We start from the raw sequence: 21,444 nt of genomic DNA, 5'->3' as shown, positions 1-21,444 counted from the left end.
GTCATACCTGACACACCGCCTTCGCGGGCAAGCCTCGCTCCTACAAGTGCAATGTGTAGAGAACGATTGATGTATTCACTTGAAGATTTGCTGCACCTGATGAACCGTCTGCGCGACCCGCAGTTCGGCTGCCCGTGGGATATCAAGCAAACCTGGGCCACCATCGTCCCGCACACCCTTGAGGAAGCCTACGAAGTCGCCGACGCCATCGAGCGCGGTGACTTCGATCACTTGCAGGGTGAGTTGGGCGATTTGCTGTTCCAGGTGGTTTATTACAGTCAGCTGGCCCGGGAAGAAGGGCGCTTCGAATTCGCCGGCGTCATCGACAGCATTACCCGCAAGCTGATCCGTCGTCATCCGCACGTGTTTCCCACCGGCGATCTGTACGCGCCGATGGATGTTCCGCGTCTGAGTGAAGAACAGGTCAAACAGCGTTGGGAAGAGATCAAGGCTGAAGAACGCGCCGAGAAATCTGCCGCACCCGAACAACTGTCCTTGCTCGACGACGTGCCCGCCGCACTGCCGGCGCTGTCCCGTTCAGCCAAGTTGCAAAAGCGCGCAGGACAGGTCGGTTTCGACTGGCCGGACGCCTTGCCGGTGCTGGACAAGGTCCGCGAAGAACTCGATGAAGTGCTCGAAGCCATGGCTGACAATGACTCGGCAGCGATTGCCGATGAAGTCGGTGATCTGCTGTTTTCCGTGGTCAATCTGGCGCGTCATTTGAAGGTTGATCCGGAAACGGCACTGCGCGGCGCCAACAGCAAATTCGAAAGACGCTTCCGTTTTATCGAACAGGCATTGCGCGACACCCACCGTCCCATGGAAGATTGCACCCTCGAAGAGTTGGACGCCCTGTGGGGTGAAGCCAAACGCCAGGAAAAGAATTTGCCCAGCTGCGGTTGAGCAGTTGCCTAAGTGAGAAATAAGCACCATGAGCATTTCCCTTCGCGACCAGTTGCTCAAAGCAGGGCTGGTCAACCAAAAGCAGGCCAAACAGGTCGGCAAAGAGAAACAGAAGCAGCAACGCCTGGTCCACAAAGGCCAGATTGAACTCGATGACTCCCAGCAGCGTGCAGCTCAGGAAGCGAAGGCCGAGAAGGTCAAGCGCGACCAGGAGCTGAACCGTCAGCAACAGGAAAAAGTCGAGGCCAAGGCTCGCGCGGCCCAGATCAAGCAGTTGATCGAAGTCTCGCGCCTGCCGAAGTTGACCACCGAGGATTACTACAACTTCGTTGACGACAAGAAGGTCAAGCGCCTCTGCGTCAACACGCTGATGCGCAACCAGCTGAGCAATGGCTTCCTGGCAATCGTGCACCATGCCGGCGGTTACGAAGTGATCCCTCGTGAGGCGGCCCTGAAGATCCAGGAGCGCGATCCGCAGCGGATTGTGCAGCTGAATGTGAAGACCGAAGAAGTCGCTGCCGAGGACGATCCGTACGCGGCCTATCAGATCCCTGACGATCTGATGTGGTAAGCCTTTAAAGGCTGCAACAACGACGAACCCCGCTCATGGCGGGGTTTGTCGTTTTCAATGCGGTCATTGCTTATGCGGATCGGAGCGCTCGTTGCTGCTCCTGCTTTTCCAGTTCGGCCTTGTAGCTGTGGGCGTCGGTTTCGGAATGAAACATCCCCACGAGCATGTCTTGTTGATGTACATCCCAGATACGGATACCGGCGGCTATGCCTTCATGGGATTTATGTGAATCGTCGCGTTCAGTTACTTTTACAGTCATCTGCTAGCTCCAATCTCTGTTATCTGCAGCAAGGCGTGTGCAGGACTCAGTTATATATTTTGGTAGCTTGCTAAGTAAACGGCTGAGTTCGGTAACGAATTTTTGCGAAATCCGCAAAAGTCCTGCAGCCCGCCAAACACGCGGCATTCGGTCGCAGGGCGTTGAGTTTTATGACAAAAGCTTCATGTTCACGAAGAACAAAACTGCAGGCTACGCACGACTTGTAGCAGCTGGCGAAGCCTGCGTTCGGCTGCGAAGCAGTCGTAATTCCTGCAAATGCGATTTGCCTGATATACCGAGGTGCTGATTTCACGACGACTTCGTCGCCGAACGCAGGCTTCGCCAGCTGCTACAGGGAGCGGCAGTGAAGTCATTTTCTTCGGGCACAAAAAAACGCCCCGAACCAGTCGGGGCGTTTTCATGTGCGGCTCAGCAGCGAGTAATTACTTACCAGCCCAGCGCTTCAGTACCAGGGTGGCGTTGGTGCCGCCGAAGCCGAAGCTGTTGCTCATCACGGTGTTGATGGTGGCGTCTTCGCGAGTCTTGGTCAGGATTGGCATGTCTGCCACTTCCGGGTCCAGTTCGTCGATGTTGGCGGAGCCCGCCATGAAGTTGCCTTCCATCATCAGCATGCAGTAGATCGCTTCGTGAACGCCGGCGGCGCCCAGGGAGTGACCCGACAGGCTCTTGGTGGAGCTGATGGCTGGAGCCTTGTCGCCAAACACTTCACGCACACCTTTCATTTCCGCGACGTCGCCGACCGGGGTCGAGGTGCCGTGGGTGTTCAGGTAGTCGATCGGTGCATCAACGGTGGACATGGCCATCTGCATGCAGCGGATGGCGCCTTCGCCGCTTGGGGCGACCATGTCGTAGCCGTCGGAGGTCGCGCCGTAGCCAACGATTTCCGCGTAGATCTTCGCGCCGCGAGCCAGAGCGTGTTCCAGCTCTTCGACTACGACCATGCCGCCACCGCCGGCGATGACGAAACCGTCACGCTTGGCGTCGTAGGCACGGGAAGCTTTTTCCGGGGTCTCGTTGTACTGGCTGGACAGTGCGCCCATGGCGTCGAACAGGAACGACTGGCTCCAATGCTCTTCTTCACCGCCGCCGGCGAACACGATGTCCTGCTTGCCCATCTGGATCTGTTCCATGGCGGTACCGATGCAGTGAGCACTGGTGGCGCAGGCAGAAGCGATGGAGTAGTTCAGGCCCTTGATCTTGAACGGCGTGGCCAGGCAAGCGGAAACGGTGCTGCTCATGGTCCGCGTTACACGGTATGGGCCGACGCGCTTCACGCCTTTCTCGCGCAGGATGTCCAGCGCTTCCATCTGGTTCAGCGTGGAGGCGCCACCGGAACCGGCGATCAGGCCGGTACGCGGGTTGGAGACTTGCTCATCAGTCAGACCGGAGTCGGTGATGGCGTCTTTCATGGCCAGGTAGGCGTACGCCGCCGCGTGGCCGACGAAGCGATAGATCTTGCGATCGATCAGCTCTTCGAGAGGAAGGTCGATGGAGCCGGAAACCTGGCTACGCAGACCCATTTCGGCATATTCCGGGTTGAACCGGATGCCAGGGCGGCTTGCACGCAGGTTAGCGGAGACGGTCTCTTTGTCATTGCCCAGGCACGATACGATGCCCAGACCAGTGATAACGACGCGGCGCATGCGGATAACCCTTAGAAGTTTTCAGTGGAGGTGAAAACGCCGACCCGAAGGCCTTCGGCGGTGTAGATCTCGCGGCCGTCGACGCTGACCGAACCATCAGCGATGGCCAGGTTCAGCTTGCCCTTCAGCACGCGCTTGATCTGAATGTTATAGGTCACTTTCTTGGCGGTCGGCAGGACCTGGCCGAAGAATTTCACTTCGCCCGAACCCAGCGCACGGCCGCGGCCCGGCAGGCCTTGCCAGCCGAGGAAGAATCCGACCAGCTGCCACATGGCGTCGAGGCCCAGGCAGCCTGGCATCACCGGATCACCTTCGAAGTGGCAGGCGAAGAACCACAGGTCCGGAGTGATATCCAGCTCGGCGACCAATTCACCTTTGCCGTACTTGCCACCCTCGGCACTGATATGGGTGATGCGATCCACCATCAGCATGTTCGGGGCGGGCAGTTGTGCGTTACCTGGGCCGAACAGCTCACCGCGACTGCAGCGCAGCAGGTCTTCCCGAGTAAAGGCGTTTTGTTGGGTCATGCGAGCTCCTCAATAATCCCATGCGGCAGGGTGGGGCAAATCTTCCCGGCCGACCGAAGCGTTCATGCTTCAAGTCAGCAGCCTACTCATAGACTATTGCGTTGTGGTGAAAGTCACAGCACCAAGGACATGAATGTACACTTGTGCACTGAAATTATTATTCAAGCCCCTTTTCGGGCCTGTTCGGGTGCCTAAGACTGCCGCACTTTCGCCTTTCACGCCAGTCGCAGATGGTCGAAAGGCCTGCACTACTGCACCCAGCGCTGCAGAATCTGCTGCAGATCAGTACGTTTGAAGGGCTTGGCCAGGTAATCGTTCATTCCAGCCGATAAACACGCTTCACGGTCGCCCTGCAAGGCATTGGCGGTCAGGGCAATGATCGGCAAGTCTGCGCAGCCGGGCAGTTGGCGAATCTGGCGGGTCGCTTCGTAGCCGTCGATGATCGGCAGTCGACAATCCATCAGAATCGCTTCGAAAATCAGGCTCTCGGCACTTCGCACCGCCTGCGCGCCATCGGTCGCAACGCTGACAGTAAAGCCCAGGCTGCGCAACATTGCTTCGATGACCGTCTGGTTGACCGGATTATCCTCCACCAGCAGCACATTGCGCCCTTCGCCATCGCCGTTGCCGGCGTGTGTTCGTGGCTTCAATTCCGGCAGCGACTGCTTATAGAGCGCCAGCGGAATTTCGAGGGTGAACACCGAGCCCAGGCCTTCTTCGCTCTGCGCGCGCAAGGTGCCGCCCATCCGTTCGGCCAGCGTGCGCGCAATCGGCAACCCCAGTCCGGTGCCGCCGTAACGCCTTGAAATAGAACTGTCGGCCTGCTGGAACGCATTGAACATCAATTCCAGGCTTTCGGCCGAGATGCCAATCCCGCTATCGCGCACGGTGCAGGTGAACCACAGCAATTCGTGATCCAGTGACTGCCACTGCGGTTCGATGCTGACGCGGCCTTGTTCGGTGAACTTCAGCGCATTGCCGACCAGGTTGACCAGAATCTGCCGGATCCGCGTCGGGTCGCCCTGAACCTGCAACGCGCGCATGTCCTCGGGAATCGCCAGGGCCAGATCGAGCCCGCGTTGTACCGCGCTGTGCTGGAACGACTGGGCGCAGCTGCTGATCAGGTCCGCGAGGTTGAACGGAATGTGTTCAAGCTCCAGTTCCGAACGCTCGATGCGAGAGAAGTCGAGAATGTCGTTGATGACTTTGAGCAGGTGTTCGGTGGACTCCGAAGCCAGCGCCGCATACTCGATCTGCTCCTCGGTCATGTCGGTGGTTTCCAGCAGTTGCAGCATGCCCAGCACGCCATTCATCGGCGTGCGCAGTTCGTGGCTCATCATCGCCAGGAAATCGGACTTGGCGTTGTTGGCCTTTTCCGCCTCTTCGCGGGTCTGGATCAATTGCGCCATGGCCTGATGCTGCTCACGACTGGCCTGCTCAAGGCCCTGTGCGAGGTTGTTGATGTGTTGCGACAACGCACCCAATTCAGTGTCATCGACGATCGGCAGCGGCGTCTTGTAGTCGCCTTCCTGGATCGCCTTCACGGCGTTCCCGATGTCGCGGATCGGCTGCGACAGGCTGCCGGCCAGGCGCCGGGCCACCAGAAACGTAAACAGCAAGGCGAACAAGGCGAGAATCCCGGCCTTGAACAGGATTTCCTGCTGGCGCTGGCTGAAGGCGTCATTGGACAAACCGACGATCACCCGGCCCAGATAATCCTCGGGCGGAGCCGTGTTGGCGACCTTGCTGCCCTGGAAAAAATCATTGTTCAGGGCGATCCGTTGCAGCCGCACCGGCGCCTGGAACACTTCGACCTGGTGCGAGCGGGTGTGGGTTTCCGACGGTTGCTCGACGTACACCAGAATCCGGTTGGCGCTGTCCTGGACTTCCAGGAAGCGCACGTTGGGCGTGGCCAGCGTAGCTTTGAGCAGACTTTCGAGCACCTCGTTGTTGCCCGAAATCACCCCGTATTCCGTGGCGGGCGCCAGTTGGTTGGCAATCAGCTGACCGGTGTGGTTGAGCTCCTGACGCAAGTCCTGGATCCGCACGAAGGTGAAGAAACTGATCAGCAGCAAGGTCAGCAACAGGGCAGGGCCGAGGCTGATGATCTGCGTGCGGGTATTGATGTCCCAACCGCGACGGAAGGTCATGGGCGGCGTTCTCCTTCGGCCAACTGTGCTGCGACAAACGCTTCAGTCACCTGTTCAATACCCAATGAACGAGCCACCTGCGGGTTACTTAACACTTTGAAGTGTTGCGGATACAACGCGCGCGGCCAGCCTGTCGACGGCCGATCGAGCAATTCGTCGAGCACTTCCAGCCAATCGTTCTGATCGCTGTAGGTGCTGGCCAGGCTACCGGCCTTGACGAACGCGGCGTTCGGGCCGACTAGCGCAAGTTGCCGCGAGTAGCTGCTCAATAGCAGGTTTTTTGCGGTTTTCGGGTTGTACAAATCGGAATCGTCGAGTCCCAGCAGCACGTCGCAGTTCCTTAGCAAATCCTGTAAGGGGCGGCTGTCGTTGGTGTTGTCCCATCGCCCGGCGATCACTTCCAGGCCCAACGCTTGCGCCGACAGACGTAATTCCTTGAGCAGGAATTCGCTGTGACTGTCGTACAGCACGCCGATGCGTCGGGCCTCGGGCAGGATGAGCCGGGTCAGGCGCAATTGCCGATCCAGCGGCGGATCGCTCCAGAGCAGGCTGAGGTGCGATGGAAAGTCAGCGCCGAACCGTTGGTGGGCTTGCAAGCGACTGATGCGCAGCACCAGCGTCGGCGGACCTTGTGTCTCTTGCAGGCGCCAGTCGAGGCTCGGCAGATCGAGCAGGATCAAACGGGTATCGGCGGGTAGATTGCCCGGCCTCGGCAAGCTGTCCAGTGCCTGGAAGCGCACGCTGTCGGCAGGGCGCATGCCGCTCAGCGCCTGCACAAAGGATTGCACGCCGGGACTGTCTTCGGCGCCGGTCAGCAGAATGTCGGCGGCCTGTGTCGGCAAGCTGCAGAGCAGACTGCTGAACACCAGGCACACCCCTGCCAGCAGGCGGCCAAGGGTTGGCGACTTCCGCGACAGGCGATGCAGCATTTAAAACGTCAGCTCCGCGCTGAAGTAGAGCACCCGACGCTCGTCGTAGTTGTTATCGACGAAGGTGGTGGGTTGATTGTCGAGGCGTTGCTGGAGCACACCGGCCAGTTCCAGGCTGGCCCTGCCCAGGCCGATGCGTTTGGCGATGCGCGTGTCGACGCGTTCGAAGCGGTAGCCGTTGAGGGCGTCGTCACCATAGTAGAAGAGGGCGCTGTTCCAGCCGTGGCCCCAATTGCGCAGCCAACCGGCGGAACCGCTGTTGCGCGCAGTGAACAGCTCATCCTGCGGATTGCTCGCCTCGGCGTCGACGTAGGCGTACGTCAGACGCAGGCGATCGGCGCTGCTAATGCGCCAGTCCAGCTGGGTTTCCGTGCCCTTGAAGCGCGAGTTGTTGGCATTGCTGGCGATGTACTGATTGTTGCGTAGCGGTTCGCTGATCATGCCGCTGATTTCGTCGTAGAACAGCTTCACATCGACTGTCAGTCCGAGCTCTGCAAAGTAGCCGTTGTAGCCCAGCTCGCGCGAGCGCATGCGTTCCTGTTCGAGGTCGCCGGGGCCGCGAGTCTTGACGAAATACCGGGCGCTGGTCTGGCCGTAGGCACTGGGTCGCAGGTTGGTCACCTGGTAACTCCAGTTGACGTTGTTCTCGAACATGTCCGGTGAACGGATGGCTTCCGAGTACACCGCGCGCAGGCCGTGACGCGGGTTGATCAGGTAATTGACCGCCACCCGCGGGGTCAGCGAGCTGCCGGTCAATTGCGTGTCTTCGAACATGGCTCCGCCCTGCAGCAGCCAGTGTTCGGTGGCGCGCCACTCGAGTTGGCCGAATGTCCGCCAGGTGGTGTCGTCGAGCGTGCCATTGAAGTAGGTCTCGGAATCTGCCCGGTCGTAACGATAGTTCATGCCGCTGACCAGTCGCAGACTGTCGGACAGGCTGAGGGTGTCTTGCACTTCCACGTCGTAGCGTGACTCCCGGGCGCTCTGGTCGATGTCGCCACAGAGGGTTTGCCGGGCGCCGTTGCGCCATTGCGCCAGCACTTGATTGCCCAGCGCACGTTCCGCCGCCGTGCCGGCCGGTGCGCCCGGACCGGTGAAACGTTCCATGTTGCGCGCCAGACGTTCGGTGTAGTTCGGGTTGAGCTGCCAGAGTTCGGTCAGTTCCGGGCTGAACGAAACCTCGGCATCACAGGCGCGCCAGGTCTGCTGACGATCCCAGTGCTGGGCCGAGCCCTGGATATAAAGGCTGTGATCAGGATTGATGTCGAGGTTCCAGCGCAACGAACCGGCGTAGTCCTTGGCAATGACGTCGGAATTATTACCGGCAGCGGTAATCCCGGAGAACACCGGGCGGTAGGTATAGGGCCGCTGGTTGGTTCCGTCCTTGGCGTTCAACTGCCAGTCGATGCTCTGGTTTTCACTCAGCGTCTGGCTGACGGCCAGGTTGAAGCGGTTCAAGCGGCGGCTGTCGCGATAATCGCCACCGTTGCGGTTGGTGTCGAAGCCGTCATCTTCTTGGCCGGACAACGACAGGCGCAGGTCACCGCCGTCCCAACCCACACCCTGGCTGGCATAAAAATCGTTGATGCCGCGCTGGCCACGGGTGACTTTCATCCGCGTGCCGGGGCTGTCGGCCGGGTTGCGGGTGATGATGTTGACCACCGCCATCAGCGCATTGGCGCCGTAGCTGACAGTGTTCGGGCCACGGAAAACCTCGATGCGCTCGATGTCTTCCATGGCCACCGGAATATCACTCCAGTCCACCGTGGCCAGGCCGGCGCGGTACACCGAACGGCCGTCGATCAGCACCTGCATGCGCCGTGCTTCAGTGGCGTTGGTGCCGTGGTAGTTCACCGCGGCCTGGTTGCCGCTGATACTGCCGACCATCATGCCCGGCACCAGCCGCAGCAATTCGCTGATGTCCCGCGCGCCGCTGGCGTTGATCAGCTCGTTGTCGATCACCGTCATACTTCCCGGGACTGCGGCCGGCGATTGCTTCAGGCGGGTGGCCGTGAGCACTTGCGGCAGCGGTTCGTTGTCGAGGAACAAATCGTCGGCCAGCAATGGCGAGCTGAAAATCAGTGCCAGAACCAGCGGCGAGCGGGGTGAAGGAGAGCCAAACGACACGAAACATCCTTGATAGCGATCAGTTGGCGCGCATGTTAACCGAGCTGATCGACTTTTCCATTCACGATGCCGGCATTTTCCTAGGATTTATTGGTCTTCTTCCTACAAGTGTGGGTAATTGACACGGGGGCTGGCCGCCACTGGGACGCTCCGTATAATGCCGACATCGCCACTGGTATGGATTAACGGATTGCATATGACTGAACAGCGCCCAATTGCGGTCCTGGGAGGCGGAAGTTTTGGTACCGCCGTGGCTAATCTGTTGGCCGAGAACGGGCATCAGGTCCGGCAGTGGATGCGTGACCCCGAACAGGCCGAGTCCATTCGGGTCAATCGCGAGAACCCGCGTTACCTCAAAGGCATCAAGATTCTTCCGGCGGTAGAACCGGTGACCGACTTGCAAGCGACCCTGGAAGCTTGCGACCTGTGCTTTGTCGCGCTGCCGTCCAGCGCTTTGCGCTCGGTACTGGTCCCGCACGCCGAACGTTTGAACGGCAAACTGCTGGTGAGCCTGACCAAGGGCATCGAAGCCCACACCTTCAAGCTGATGAGCGAGATCCTCGAAGAAATCGCCCCGCAAGCGCGCATCGGCGTGCTGTCCGGGCCGAACCTGGCCCGTGAAATCGCCGAGCACGCACTGACCGCCACGGTGGTTGCCAGCGAAGACGAAGAACTCTGCCAAAGGGTTCAGGAAGCGCTGCACGGTCGCACCTTTCGCGTGTACGCCAGCGCCGACCGTTTTGGCGTGGAGTTGGGCGGGGCGCTGAAAAATGTGTACGCGATTATCGCCGGCATGGCCGTGGCGCTGGGCATGGGCGAAAACACCAAGAGCATGCTGATCACCCGCGCGTTGGCGGAAATGACTCGCTTCGCGGTGAATCAGGGCGCCAACCCGATGACGTTCCTGGGGCTGGCGGGCGTGGGCGACTTGATCGTCACGTGCTCGTCGCCGAAAAGCCGCAACTACCAGGTCGGGTTTGCCCTCGGCCAGGGGTTGAGCCTGGAAGATGCGGTGACCCGTCTGGGTGAAGTCGCCGAAGGCGTGAACACGCTGAAGGTGCTCAAGGCCAAGGCTCAGGAAGTCGGCGTCTATATGCCGCTGGTCGCCGGGCTGCACGCGATCCTGTTCGAAGGGCGCACTTTGAATCAAGTGATTGAACTGTTGATGCGCGGCGAACCCAAAACCGATGTCGACTTCATTTCCACCAGCGGTTTCAACTGATCACGCTTTCCAGGGAGATGCACATGAACGATCCGAAAACAGAGGCCACGTACGAGTCCATTCTGCTGCGGGTGTTATGGATGATTGTCTTCTTGCTGGTCTGGCAAGTGGCGCAGTTCATCCTCGGCGCGGTAGTGCTGGTGCAACTGATCTATCGTTTGATTTATGGCGCCCCGAGCGCCAGCCTGATGAACTTCGGCGACAGCCTGAGCCAGTTCCTGGCGCAGATCGGTCGTTTCGGCACCTTCCACAGCGACCAGAAACCCTGGCCGTTCGCCGACTGGCCGACGCCGCGTACACCGGAAGGCGAAGCGCCGCACGCCGTGCCGCCAGCGCCACATCCGGCCCGAGATGAGGAGCCGAAACTATGAAACTCTGGGTATTGCGTCATGGTGAAGCCGAGTCTTATGGCTCGCGTCCAGACTCGGAACGGGCACTGACGCCACACGGTTGTGAAGAGGTGCTGCGTAGCGCCGCCGAACTGATCGGTCAGCCAATTACAGCCATCTACGCCAGCCCGTTTTTGCGAGCGCAGCAGACCGCGCAGCTGGTGCGTGAAGCGCTGGGCTTTCAACCGGACATTCGCACCGTCGAATGGCTGACTCCCGGTTACAGCCCGCAAGTGGTTGCGGAGCAATTGGTGTCGGTGGATTATGCGCTGCTGGTCAGTCATAACCCGTTGGTAGGCAATTTGCTGGGTTACCTGCAGCACGGTCATGTGCAGACCCCGGAAGCGGTAAAAACCGCCGGCCTTGCCGAGCTCGAAGGTGACTTGCCGCTGGCTGGCGCGATGAAGCTCAACGGTATCAAACACCCGTAAAGCGCTTCTGCTTTTTGGCTTTGGCTTTGGCTTTGGCTTTGGCTTTGGCTTTGGCTTTTGCCGTTGGCTTTGGCTTTGGCTCTGGCTCTGGCTCTGGCTTTGGCTTCGGCTTTGGCTTTGGCTTTTGCCGTTGTAGGAGCGAGGCTTGCCCGCGAAGCTTTTGGCGTCTTTGAAGGCCCCTTCGCGGGCAAGCCTCGCTCCTACAAGACCGGCGGCGCGGCAGATTTTTTTGTATGAAATAGTCAACCAAGCAACTGCTTGGTTGACTACGCTTGCTCCAGACCAAAAATAAAGGAGCGAGTCGCATGTCTGCTGCTTTTCGTTTGCCGCTGGACGTCTTCTACGAGCGTGAAGCCCGTCATCCCCGCCAGCGGTTTCTGGTCCAGCCTACGGGCGGCGGGCAGGTCGAGACCCTGTCCTGGGCCGACGTCGGCCATCAGGCTCGCTGCGCCGCGCACTGGCTGCGGGCCCGCGAATTGCCCCAAGGCAGCCACATCGCCCTGATCTCGAAAAACTGCGCGCACTGGATCATCGCCGACCTGGCGATCTGGATGGCCGGGCACGTTTCGGTGCCGTTGTACCCGAACCTCACCGCCGAGTCGGTGGCGCAAGTGCTCGAACACTCCGAAGCCGCGCTGGCGTTCATCGGCAAACTCGATGACTGGCCGAACATGTCACGCGGGGTCAGCGCCGATCTGCCGACCATCAGCCTGCCCTTGCATCCGCCCGGCACCTTCGATTTCAGTTGGGCCGACTTGCAACGCAGCTCTCCGATCCAGGACGACCCCAAACCCGCCGCCGATCAGTTGGCGACCATCATCTACACCTCCGGCACCACCGGGCTGCCCAAAGGCGTGATGCACAGCTTCGGCAATCTGGGTTTTGCCACCACCCGCGGCACCCAGTTGTTTGGCCTCAACGAGTCAGACCGACTGTTGTCCTATCTGCCGCTATGCCACGTCGCCGAGCGGATGTTCGTTGAGCTGGCATCGATCTACACCGGGCAAACCGTGTTCTTTGCCGAAAGCCTCGACACCTTCCTCACAGATTTGCAGCGCGCGCGGCCGACCGCGTTGTTTGGTGTGCCGCGGATCTGGACCAAATTCCAGATGGGCGTGTACAGCAAGATCCCGGCAAAACGCATCGACTTCCTGCTCGGCCTGCCCTTCATCGGTAAGCGGGTAGGTCACAAAGTGCTCGTCGGGTTGGGGTTGGATGCGTTGCGCGTGGCGTTGTCCGGTGCCGCGCCCGTGCCGCAGACCTTGTTGCTGTGGTACCGCAAACTCGGGCTGGATGTGCTGGAGGTCTACGGTATGACCGAGAGCTGCGGTTATTCCCACATCGGCCGCCCCGGCGACAACAAACCCGGCTGGATCGGCAAGCCTTGCCCGGAGGTTGAAGTGCGGATTGCCGACTCCGGCGAAGTCATGGTGCGCAGCGGTGCGACCATGCTCGGTTATTTCAAGGAGCCCGGGAAAACCGCAGAAACCATCACCGAGGACGGCTTCCTGCGCACCGGTGACAAGGGCGAGCAAGATGCCGAAGGCAACCTGCGCCTGACCGGGCGGCTGAAGGAAATCTTCAAGACCAGCAAAGGCAAATACGTCGCCCCGGCACCGATCGAAAACCGGCTGGCGGTGCATTCGCGGATCGAACAGGTGTGCGTGGTCGGCGATGGCTTGAGTGCGCCGCTGGGGTTGTGCGTGTTGTCGGCGGTCGGTCAGCAGGACGCCGGCGGAACGGCGCGGGCGGGGCTGCATTCAAGCCTTGAAAAACTGCTGGAGGAGGTCAATGGCGTGCTCGACAAACACGAACGCTTGCGCAGATTGGTGGTGGTCAAGGACAGTTGGGCGGTGGAAAACGGCTTCCTGACGCCGACCCTGAAGATCAAGCGCAACGTGATCGAAGCGGCGTACGGTGACCGGTTTGAAGAATGGAGCGAGCGCAGCGAGGCGGTGCTGTGGCAGGATTGAGCCACGAATAAAACCAACAAAGGAAAGCAACGATGAGTCTGTGGCGTACTACTCCCAACGTCGAGCAGTTGAACGCAATCCAGAAAAACACCATCGGCGAAGTCCTGGATATTCGCTTCGAAGCCTTTGATGAAGAGTCCCTGACCGCGAGCATGGTCATCGACCACCGCACTCACCAGCCTTACGGTCTGCTACACGGCGGTGCCTCGGTGGTACTGGCCGAGACGGTCGGCTCCATGGCCAGTTACCTGTGCATCGATGCCAGCAAGTTCTATTGCGTGGGTCTGGAAATCAACGCCAACCACCTGCGTGGTTTACGCAGCGGGCGGGTGACGGCAGTGGCCAAGGCGATTCACCTTGGGCGCACGACCCATGTCTGGGATATCCGTTTGACCAGTGATGAAGGCAAGGCCAGTTGCGTGTCGCGGCTGACCATGGCGGTAGTGCCGTTGGGCGAGAATCCACCGACCCGCTGAAACTCCTGTAGCAGCTGTCGAAGCTTACGTTCGGCGCTGTAGCAGCTGTCGAGCCCCAGCGAGGCTGCGTTCGGCTGCGTAGCAGTCGTAAATCCATTCACCACGGTGTTTCAGGAAGATCGAGGTAGTAGGGTTTACGACTGCTACGCAGCCGAACGCAGCCTCGCCGGGGCTCGACAGCTGCTACGAACCGAATGCAGGCTTCGACAGCTGCTACACAGATCTTCATCGGGTTTAAGCCTTGCGACATGTCCCTGACCGGACTGTCATCATTCCTGGCACTTACAGTCATTGCCGCAGCCTCGCGTCTTGCGGACAATCAACCCCTGTTCTCGCTCATGGATTTGCCGGTATGTCGCAACAGATATTTTTCGCCCACGCCAATGGCTTTCCTTCGGGCACCTACGGCAAGTTGTTCGCGGCGCTGGCGCCCGAATATCAGGTGACGCATCTGGAACAGCACGCCCACGATCCGCGTTTCCCGGCGGACGACAACTGGCGCAACCTGGTGGATGAGCTGATCCATCACCTCAAACAGCAACCGGAACCGGTGTGGGGCGTCGGCCATTCCTTCGGCGGCGTGCTGCACCTGCACGCGGCGTTGCGATGCCCTGAACTGTATCGCGGCGTGGTGATGCTCGACTCGCCGGTCTTGACCCGTGCCGATCAATGGGTGATCCGCGCCGCCAAGCGCTTCGGTTTCATCGACCGCCTGACTCCGGCCGGCCGCACGCTGGGGCGTCGGGAAGAGTTCGCCGATCTGGAAGCGGCGCGACGTTATTTCGCTGGCAAAACCCTGTTCCGCAGCTTTGATCCGGAGTGCTTCGACGCTTACCTGCAACACGGTTTGCAAAAAGTCGGCGACAAGCTGCGCCTGCGTTTCGACCCGGCCACGGAAATCAGCATCTACCGTGGCGTCCCGCACACCAGTCCGGGCCAGGCACGGCAGTTGAAAGTGCCGCTGGCGGTGGTTCGCGGGCACAAGAGCCGGGTGGTGATGCGTCATCACGCAAGCTCCGTGGGGCGCATGCCGCTGGGTGAATCACTGACCATGCCCGGTGGCCACATGTTTCCCCTCGAACGTCCGCAAGACACTGCCATGCTGCTGAAAAACCTGTTCAGCCGCTGGGAAGGTCGTCGCCAGCAGGATTGCGCATGAGTAACGTCGTCGAAGAAGTTCGCCTGAGCCTGCCGCACATCGAGCTGGCAGCGCACCTGTTCGGCCCTGAAGACGGCATGCCGGTGATCGCCTTGCACGGCTGGCTGGATAACGCCAACAGCTTCGCCCGATTGGCGCCGAAGCTCAAAGGCCTGCGCATCATCGCCCTGGACATGGCCGGTCACGGTCACTCCGGGCATCGCCCGACCGGAGCCGGTTACGCGATGTGGGACTACGCCCACGACGTGCTGCAAGTCGCCGAACAGCTGGGCTTGAAGCGTTTTGCCCTGATGGGGCACTCCATGGGTGCGATCGCTTCGTTGATCATCGCCGGGTCGATGCCTGAACGCGTCACGCACCTGGCGTTGATCGACGGCATCATTCCTCCTACAGACAAAGGCGAAAATGCCGCCGAACGCATGGGCATGGCCCTGCAAGCGCAGCTGGATTTGCAGGAAAAACGCAAACCGGTCTACAGCACCCTGGACCGCGCCATCGAGGCACGAATGAAAGGCCTGGTGGCGGTCAGTCGCGAAGCCGCGGAGTTGTTGGCCCAACGTGGTTTGATGCCGGTGCCGGGCGGTTACACCTGGCGCACCGACAACCGCCTCACGCTGCCGTCGCCGCTGCGTCTTACAACCGAGCAGGCGATGGCCTTCGTCCAGCGAGTCAATTGTCCTGCGTTGTTGGTGGTTGCAGCTGACGGCATGCTCGCCAAGCATCCCGAATTGCTGGAGCGTCTACCCTTTAGCCGTGAACAGCTGCCAGGCGGCCATCATTTGCACCTGAATGACGAACCCGGCGCCGACCTTGTCGCAGACTGTTTCAATCGGTTTTTCGCCGTTCCTTGACTTGCGCCGGGCAACTGTCGAGGCTGGGCGGGTTGAAATGGGAGACAACCATGATAGATCTCTACACCGCTGCGACTCCGAATGGCCACAAGGTCTCTATCGTGCTCGAGGAACTCGGCCTGCCCTACACGGTGCACGCCTTGAGTTTCGACAAAAAGGAACAGAAGTCCCCGGACTTCCTCAAGATTAATCCCAATGGCCGGATTCCGGCGATTGTCGACCGCGCCAACGGCGATTTCGCCGTGTTCGAATCCGGCGCCATCCTGATTTACCTCGCTGAACTGAGCGGCAGACTGCTGCCGCAGGACCCCAAGGGGCGCTCGGTCGTCCTGCAATGGCTGATGTTCCAGATGGGGGGGATCGGTCCGATGCAGGGTCAGGCCAATGTGTTTTTCCGCTACTTCCCGGAAAAACTCCAGGGCGCCATCGACCGCTATCAACACGAAACCCGCCGCCTCTATGAAGTGCTCGATACGCGCCTGCAAGCCGTGGAGTTTCTGGGGGGCGAGTACAGCATTGCCGACATCGCCACCTATCCGTGGGTGCGTGGCCATGAGTGGTCCGGTGTCGAGGTTGACGGTTTGCCGGCCTTGCAGCGCTGGATGGCGACCATGGAGGCGCGCCCGGCGGTACAACGTGGCTTGCTGGTGCCTGAGCGCATCGATGATGCCAGTATCGTCAAGGGTGCCCAGGCCATGCTGATCCGATGAGTCTATCCATGCGTTCATTCAGTGTGCTGGCGCTGTGTTGTTTCAGTCCCTTGTTGTTTGCCGCCGATGTCCCGGGCAGTCAGGACTTGCCGATCGTGCCGCGTATGGCCGATGCGCAGATCGTCGACTATCGCCCCGGCGTTGAGCTTGAGCGGATTTATCCGCTGGGTTCGATCCGTAAAATCAGTGGCCAGTTGCGCTTCGATGGTCAGGTCAGCGCCCGGGGGATGGCGACGTCGGTGACCTACGAGTTGCCGCCGGAGCATTCTTCAACCGACGCCTTCACCGCCGCCCGTGAAGCCTTGCAGAAGCAGGGCGCCGGATTGCTGTTCTGGTGTCAGGCGCGTGATTGCGGTGAAAGCAGCCTCTGGGCCAATGATGTCTTCGGCAACGCCAAGTTGTACGGTGCCGACGATCAACAGGCGTACTTGTTGTTGCGTCTCGCGGCGCCGCAGGACAATACGCTGGTGGCGCTTTACAGCATCACTCGCGGCAATCGCAAAGCCTATCTGCACGTCGAGCAGTTCGACGCTGCTGCGCCGCTCGGTGATTTGCTACCGACTTCGGCGACGCTGCTGCGAGAGCTCAAAAGCACCGGTGAACTCGATTTTCCGACGCTGAGCGCTGATCCCGACGACACCTGGCTGCGCTTGATTTCTCGCGGCTTGAACCTCGACACCACGTTGCGGGTCAGTGTTTCCGGAGCCAAGGCCGAAGCCTGGCGTGAGGCGCTGATCGGGCAGGGCGTGCGTGCGGCACGGATGGAAGCCGGCAACGTCGAAGGCTCCGGTCTGCACATCGAACTGTTGCGATAAGCTTTATCAGGCGGACGCGCCCGGTGCGTTCGCCTATTCTTTTCTGACTGATTCTTTCGAGACTTTACATGCCCAATAACGATCGGCTGTTGGTGCAGATCCTGCTCCTGGTGCTGTTTGGCGCGAGCTTCTGGGTGATGGCGCCGTTCTGGTCGGCGCTGTTCTGGGGCGCAGTGCTGGCGTTTGCCAGTTGGCCGTTGATGCGGTTGCTGACCCGTTGGCTCAACGGCCGCGAATCCCTGGCCGCGCTGGTACTGACACTGGGCTGGATGTTGCTGGTGGCGGTGCCACTGGTGTGGCTCGGGTTTAACCTGGCGGACCATGTGCGTGATGCCACGGCGTTCATCAAGGATGTGCAGATGGACGGTTTGCCGGAAGCGCCGACCTGGCTGGGTGGTGTTCCCTTGGTGGGTGAGCGGTTGGTCGTGATCTGGAACAGCATCGATCAGCAGGGCGCGGCGATGATGGTGGCGATCAAACCTTATCTGGGCCAGGTCGGCAACTGGCTGCTGGCACGCAGTGCGCAGATTGGCGGCGGCATTCTCGAGCTGACATTGAGCATCGTCTTCGTATTCTTCTTTTATCGCGATGGGCCGCGGCTGGCGGCGTTTGTCCATGGCTTGCTGGAGCGCCTGATCGGTGATCGTGCCGGCTATTACATTGAGTTGGTGGCGGGCACCGTACAACGGGTGGTGAACGGGGTGATCGGCACGGCGGCGGCGCAGGCGGTTCTGGCGTTGATCGGGTTCTTGATTGCCGGAGTGCCTGGTGCGCTGGTGCTTGGCATCGTGACCTTCATGCTCAGTTTGATTCCGATGGGGCCACCGTTGGTGTGGATTCCGGCCACGGCGTGGCTGGCCTGGAAGGGTGAGTACGGGATGGCGGTGTTCCTCGGGTGCTGGGGCACGTTCATCATCAGCGGCGTCGACAACGTGCTTAAGCCGTACCTGATCAGCCGGGGCGGGAATTTGCCGTTGGTGATCGTGTTATTGGGCGTGTTTGGCGGGTTGATTGCGTTTGGGTTTATCGGGTTGTTTATCGGGCCTACGTTGCTGGCGGTTGCGTACAGCCTGTTGACTGACTGGAGCAAGAGTCATGCGCGGGTAGATGATCGCCGGCCTTAAGTTTTCTGTTGGGGCTGATGGCCTCATCGCGAGCAGGATCGCTCCCACAGGGTTCGGTGGTGTTCACACATTCTGTGTTTCACCTCGGTCCAATGTGGGAGCGAGCCTGCTCGCGATGCTTTTGACTTAAGTCGCTACGTTTAGGTATTTGCCTACCGTCGCCACATTATCCAGCGAATACTGCTTGCTCAGGTTGGCGATCATTTTGTTCAGCGCTTCATTGACGTTGAACTGCGTGGTGGAGCTGTCGCTGGATTTCTCGCGACCCGCTTGCAATGCTACTTTCAGTTCATCGCTGCTGACTCCACCGCTGCTGTCACTGTCCAACACCTTGAGCAACGCGGCGCTGGTGTCGGTGCTGGTCGATGAGGTGCTGTTGCTGGCTTGCAACGCGCTGCTCAGTTCGCTGGCGGTCACGCTGCCATCGCTGTCCGTATCAAGCTGGCTGAACAGTTCTTCGCTGGACACCTGCTGTGGCGGCGGTGGCGGCGGGGTGAGGCTGGCGGCGAGTTCGTCCTTGCTGACGGTGCCGTCTTCGTTCTTGTCCAGGGCCGAGAAGATTTCTGTGCTGTCGGCACTGCTGCCGGCATTGCTCAAACCGTTGCTCAATTCGTCGCTGCTGATGGCGCCGTCACCGTCAGCGTCCAGGGCGCTAATGAGCGCATCGGCCAGTTCAGTGCTCGGTGGCTGATCATGCGGTGGTGGCGGTGGAGCCATCGCTGCCATCTCCTCGCTGCTCAGGCTGCCGCTGTCGTCGCTGTCCAGGTCGCCAAAGTTCTTGCTCAGGCTGACCAGAAGACCGTCGTCGGTTTTCTGCGACAGGGCGCTCTTTAGCTCGTCCTGATCCACCGCACCGTCGCTGTTGCTGTCGAGTTTGGCGAACAGTTCTTTCTGGAATTGTTGGCTGCGGGCGCTGTTGGTTGTGGTGCTGCTGGTGCTGGTATAGCTCGTGTAATTGCTGACGCTACCAATCATTGGACTCACTCCCTGGAATGGAAAACCGGCGGGTGCACCGGCTTATGCAGCGTCGGGGGGCAAGGTGTCGTGGGTGTGTAGGATTTGTACCGACGGATACACACGCGCAGGTTTCAAAATGGACGCGAACCCTGTGGGAGCGAGCCTGCTCGCGATAGCGATCGGCCAGTCAACAACATGTTGAATGATCGACCGCTATCGCGAGCAGGCTCGCTCCCACAGGGGATTGGTGTGTGGGTTAGGTGCGAGGCAGGCGGATGACGGCGGTGAGACCGCCGCCTGGCGTTTCTTCCAGGCTCAACTGCCCACCCAGCCGTTCCGCTGCCTCGCGAGCGATGGTCATGCCGAGGCCGACACCCCCTGAGTTGCGATTGCGCGAACCTTCCAGCCGAAAGAACGGCTCGAACACCGCTTCACGTTTGTCTGCCGCAATCCCCGGGCCGTGGTCGATGACGCGAATTACCAGTTGCTCGCGATTGTCTTCGAGCGTTATCCGCGCGTGCCCGGCATAGCGCAGGGCGTTGTCCAGCAGGTTGTTGATGCACGAGCGCAAGGCCATCGGCTGCACTTGCAGCGGCGCGCAGTGACCGCAGGCCTGGACGTCGGCACCCTGGTCCTGGGCGTTTTCGCTCAAGGATTCCACCAGCGCCTGCACGTCCATCCATTGCCCGGCTTCGCTGGTGCGCTGTTCGTGCAAATACGTGAGGGTGGCGTCGAGCATGCTGATCATGTCATCCAGGTCCTGGCGCATCTGGCCCTGCAGCCTGTCGTCCTCGATCTGTTCCAGCCGTAACTTGAGACGAGAGAGCGGCGTGCGCAAGTCGTGGGACACCGCGCCGAGCATCCGCGAGCGCTGCTGTACCTGTTCGATAATTCGTTTCTGCATCAAATTGAAGGTGGAGGCCGCTTGCCGTGCTTCCCGTGGGCCGGACTCATCCAGCGGTGCGCTGTCGAGGTTTTCGCTCAAGCGTTCGGCGGCGTCGCTTAACCGCTGGATCGGCCGGCTCAACAGTTTGGCGCCGTACCACGCGGCAATGATCAGCGAGACAAACTGGAATGTCAGCGGTACCAAGGGGCCGCCAAACCACGGTCGCGGTGGCCGGTTTTCGAAGCGCGGGTCCATCGGCGGGCGCTGTCCGTTCAGGCCTTCGGAAAACGCTGGCGGCGGTGGAAACGGCGGTGGGCCGTAATGGTGAAACCAGGCAAACGCCAACAGGTGCGCGAGGATGATCGCCAGCAGCAGCACGCCAAACAGGCGGCCGAACAGCGTATCGAAGCGCGCCCGCATCAGCCGATGTCTCTCGCGTCGAACAGATAACCCTCACCGCGAACGGTCTTGATCAACTGCGGGGCCTTCGGGTCATCGCCGAGCTTCTGGCGCAGGCGCGAGACCAGCAGGTCGATGCTGCGATCAAACGCTTCAATCGAACGACCGCGGGCGGCGTCCAGCAGTTGTTCACGGCTGAGCACCCGACGCGGACGTTCGATGAACACCCAGAGCAGGCGGAATTCGGCGTTGGACAGCGGCACCACCAGGCCATCGGCGGCGATCAATTGGCGCAGCACGCTGTTCAGGCGCCAGTTGTCGAAGCGAATATTCGCACGTTGTTCGGTGCGGTCGTCGCGCACCCGACGCAGAATGGTCTGAATCCGCGCGACCAATTCTCGCGGTTCGAAGGGCTTGGCCATGTAGTCATCGGCGCCGAGTTCCAGGCCAATGATGCGGTCGGTGGGCTCGCAGCGCGCGGTGAGCATCAGGATCGGGATGTCTGATTCGGCACGCAGCCAGCGGCACAGCGACAAACCGTCTTCACCCGGCAGCATCAGGTCGAGCACCACCACGTCGAAATGTTCCGCTTGCAGGGCCAGGCGCATGGCGGCGCCGTCGGTGACGCCACTGGCGTGAATGTTGAACCGGGCCAGGTAGTCGATCATCAGCTCGCGGATCGGGACGTCATCGTCGACGATCAGGGCGCGAATGCTCCAGCGTTTGTCGTCTGCGGGCGCTTTTTGATCGTCGTTCAGAGGTGCTGGGGTGCTGTGCATGCGTGCGTTCATCTGCCAGGTAGGCTGCCAACCACAAAGATGGGCTGCGAGGTTGTGGTTCCAGCATAGGCGTCCGGCCCGCAGGCTGGAAGTGCTGTAAGGACGTGTTGCGGCTGCCGAGGGTAGCGAGGAAGGGTGTTGTGGGC

General features: G+C 60.4%; 21 protein-coding genes. 12 read left to right on the top strand and 9 right to left on the bottom strand.

From position 1 onward, the window contains the following. Positions 1–69 precede the first annotated feature (69 nt). Together mazG and ACYZT6_RS19380 are read left to right on the top strand one after the other, a co-directional pair. Positions 70–903 (top strand): nucleoside triphosphate pyrophosphohydrolase, encoded by an 834-nt coding sequence (gene mazG, locus ACYZT6_RS19385; RefSeq protein WP_462028251.1) that lies wholly within the window; start codon positions 70–72, stop codon positions 901–903. A 28-nt stretch (positions 904–931) separates the two neighbouring features. Then, a complete protein-coding gene (locus ACYZT6_RS19380; protein ID WP_461975894.1) occupies positions 932–1,474 on the top strand; it encodes a DUF2058 domain-containing protein in 543 nt (180 codons plus the stop codon). Between the two features lie 70 nt (positions 1,475–1,544). Here the strand turns inward: ACYZT6_RS19380 and ACYZT6_RS19375 are convergent, their stop codons facing one another. From ACYZT6_RS19375 to ACYZT6_RS19350, 6 genes are all read right to left on the bottom strand, one after another. Next, positions 1,545–1,733, bottom strand: a complete 189-nt coding sequence (locus ACYZT6_RS19375; protein ID WP_010457086.1) for a hypothetical protein — start codon at positions 1,731–1,733, stop codon at positions 1,545–1,547. 443 nt (positions 1,734–2,176) lie between these two features. Then, complete coding sequence (gene fabB, locus ACYZT6_RS19370; RefSeq protein WP_462028250.1) at positions 2,177–3,397, bottom strand: beta-ketoacyl-ACP synthase I; 1,221 nt, start codon at positions 3,395–3,397, stop codon at positions 2,177–2,179. An 11-nt stretch (positions 3,398–3,408) separates the two neighbouring features. Beyond that, a complete protein-coding gene (gene fabA / locus ACYZT6_RS19365) occupies positions 3,409–3,924 on the bottom strand; it encodes a 3-hydroxyacyl-[acyl-carrier-protein] dehydratase FabA (protein ID WP_140667384.1) in 516 nt (171 codons plus the stop codon). Positions 3,925–4,172: 248 nt separating this feature from the next. Next, complete coding sequence (locus ACYZT6_RS19360; protein WP_462028249.1) at positions 4,173–6,074, bottom strand: ATP-binding protein; 1,902 nt, start codon at positions 6,072–6,074, stop codon at positions 4,173–4,175. Next, the gene (locus ACYZT6_RS19355; protein WP_462028248.1) at positions 6,071–7,003 is read right to left on the bottom strand and encodes an ABC transporter substrate-binding protein; all 933 of its coding nucleotides are present in this window, start codon (positions 7,001–7,003) and stop codon (positions 6,071–6,073) included. The genes ACYZT6_RS19360 and ACYZT6_RS19355 overlap by 4 nt, the downstream gene beginning before the upstream one ends. Continuing rightward, the gene (locus ACYZT6_RS19350; protein ID WP_462028247.1) at positions 7,004–9,127 is read right to left on the bottom strand and encodes a TonB-dependent receptor plug domain-containing protein; all 2,124 of its coding nucleotides are present in this window, start codon (positions 9,125–9,127) and stop codon (positions 7,004–7,006) included. Between the two features lie 196 nt (positions 9,128–9,323). On the opposite strand from ACYZT6_RS19350, the gene ACYZT6_RS19345 reads away from it, so the two are divergent. From ACYZT6_RS19345 to ACYZT6_RS19300, 10 genes are all read left to right on the top strand, one after another. Further along, a complete protein-coding gene (locus ACYZT6_RS19345; RefSeq protein WP_462028246.1) occupies positions 9,324–10,349 on the top strand; it encodes an NAD(P)H-dependent glycerol-3-phosphate dehydrogenase in 1,026 nt (341 codons plus the stop codon). A gap of 23 nt (positions 10,350–10,372) precedes the next feature. After that, positions 10,373–10,720 (top strand): DUF4389 domain-containing protein, encoded by a 348-nt coding sequence (locus tag ACYZT6_RS19340; RefSeq protein WP_010457073.1) that lies wholly within the window; start codon positions 10,373–10,375, stop codon positions 10,718–10,720. After that, positions 10,717–11,169, top strand: a complete 453-nt coding sequence (gene sixA / locus ACYZT6_RS19335) for a phosphohistidine phosphatase SixA (protein ID WP_462028245.1) — start codon at positions 10,717–10,719, stop codon at positions 11,167–11,169. Before ACYZT6_RS19340 ends, sixA begins: the two co-directional genes overlap by 4 nt. A 305-nt stretch (positions 11,170–11,474) precedes the next feature. Then, the gene (locus ACYZT6_RS19330; protein ID WP_462028244.1) at positions 11,475–13,142 is read left to right on the top strand and encodes an AMP-binding protein; all 1,668 of its coding nucleotides are present in this window, start codon (positions 11,475–11,477) and stop codon (positions 13,140–13,142) included. Positions 13,143–13,174: 32 nt separating this feature from the next. Then, positions 13,175–13,618, top strand: a complete 444-nt coding sequence (locus ACYZT6_RS19325; protein ID WP_462028243.1) for a hotdog fold thioesterase — start codon at positions 13,175–13,177, stop codon at positions 13,616–13,618. Between the two features lie 352 nt (positions 13,619–13,970). Next, positions 13,971–14,777, top strand: coding sequence for an alpha/beta fold hydrolase (locus ACYZT6_RS19320; protein WP_462028242.1), 807 nt, complete (start codon positions 13,971–13,973; stop codon positions 14,775–14,777). After that, complete coding sequence (locus tag ACYZT6_RS19315; RefSeq protein ID WP_462028241.1) at positions 14,774–15,628, top strand: alpha/beta hydrolase; 855 nt, start codon at positions 14,774–14,776, stop codon at positions 15,626–15,628. Before ACYZT6_RS19320 ends, ACYZT6_RS19315 begins: the two co-directional genes overlap by 4 nt. 50 nt (positions 15,629–15,678) lie before the next feature. Then, positions 15,679–16,338: a glutathione S-transferase family protein gene (locus ACYZT6_RS19310; RefSeq protein WP_462028240.1), complete on the top strand. Its 660-nt coding sequence runs from the start codon at positions 15,679–15,681 to the stop codon at positions 16,336–16,338. 8 nt (positions 16,339–16,346) lie between these two features. After that, positions 16,347–17,153 carry a DUF4892 domain-containing protein gene (locus ACYZT6_RS19305; protein ID WP_462028239.1) on the top strand — a complete coding sequence of 269 codons (807 nt, stop codon included), beginning with the start codon at positions 16,347–16,349 and terminating at the stop codon, positions 17,151–17,153. A gap of 68 nt (positions 17,154–17,221) precedes the next feature. Further along, positions 17,222–18,277 carry an AI-2E family transporter gene (locus tag ACYZT6_RS19300; RefSeq protein WP_461975868.1) on the top strand — a complete coding sequence of 352 codons (1,056 nt, stop codon included), beginning with the start codon at positions 17,222–17,224 and terminating at the stop codon, positions 18,275–18,277. Between the two features lie 126 nt (positions 18,278–18,403). On the opposite strand, the gene xopAW is transcribed toward ACYZT6_RS19300, so the two are convergent. From xopAW to ACYZT6_RS19285, 3 genes are all read right to left on the bottom strand, one after another. Further along, positions 18,404–19,252 (bottom strand): XopAW family type III secretion system calcium-binding effector, encoded by an 849-nt coding sequence (gene xopAW / locus ACYZT6_RS19295; RefSeq protein WP_462028238.1) that lies wholly within the window; start codon positions 19,250–19,252, stop codon positions 18,404–18,406. A 238-nt stretch (positions 19,253–19,490) separates the two neighbouring features. Continuing rightward, positions 19,491–20,540 carry a sensor histidine kinase gene (locus tag ACYZT6_RS19290; RefSeq protein WP_462028237.1) on the bottom strand — a complete coding sequence of 350 codons (1,050 nt, stop codon included), beginning with the start codon at positions 20,538–20,540 and terminating at the stop codon, positions 19,491–19,493. After that, positions 20,540–21,298, bottom strand: coding sequence for a response regulator (locus ACYZT6_RS19285; protein ID WP_077749216.1), 759 nt, complete (start codon positions 21,296–21,298; stop codon positions 20,540–20,542). Before ACYZT6_RS19285 ends, ACYZT6_RS19290 begins: the two co-directional genes overlap by 1 nt. Between the last annotated feature and the right edge of the window lie 146 nt (positions 21,299–21,444).

The sequence above is a fragment of the Pseudomonas sp. RT6P73 genome, from assembly GCF_054897715.1.
This window is presented reverse-complemented; position numbering and strand designations above follow the sequence as displayed.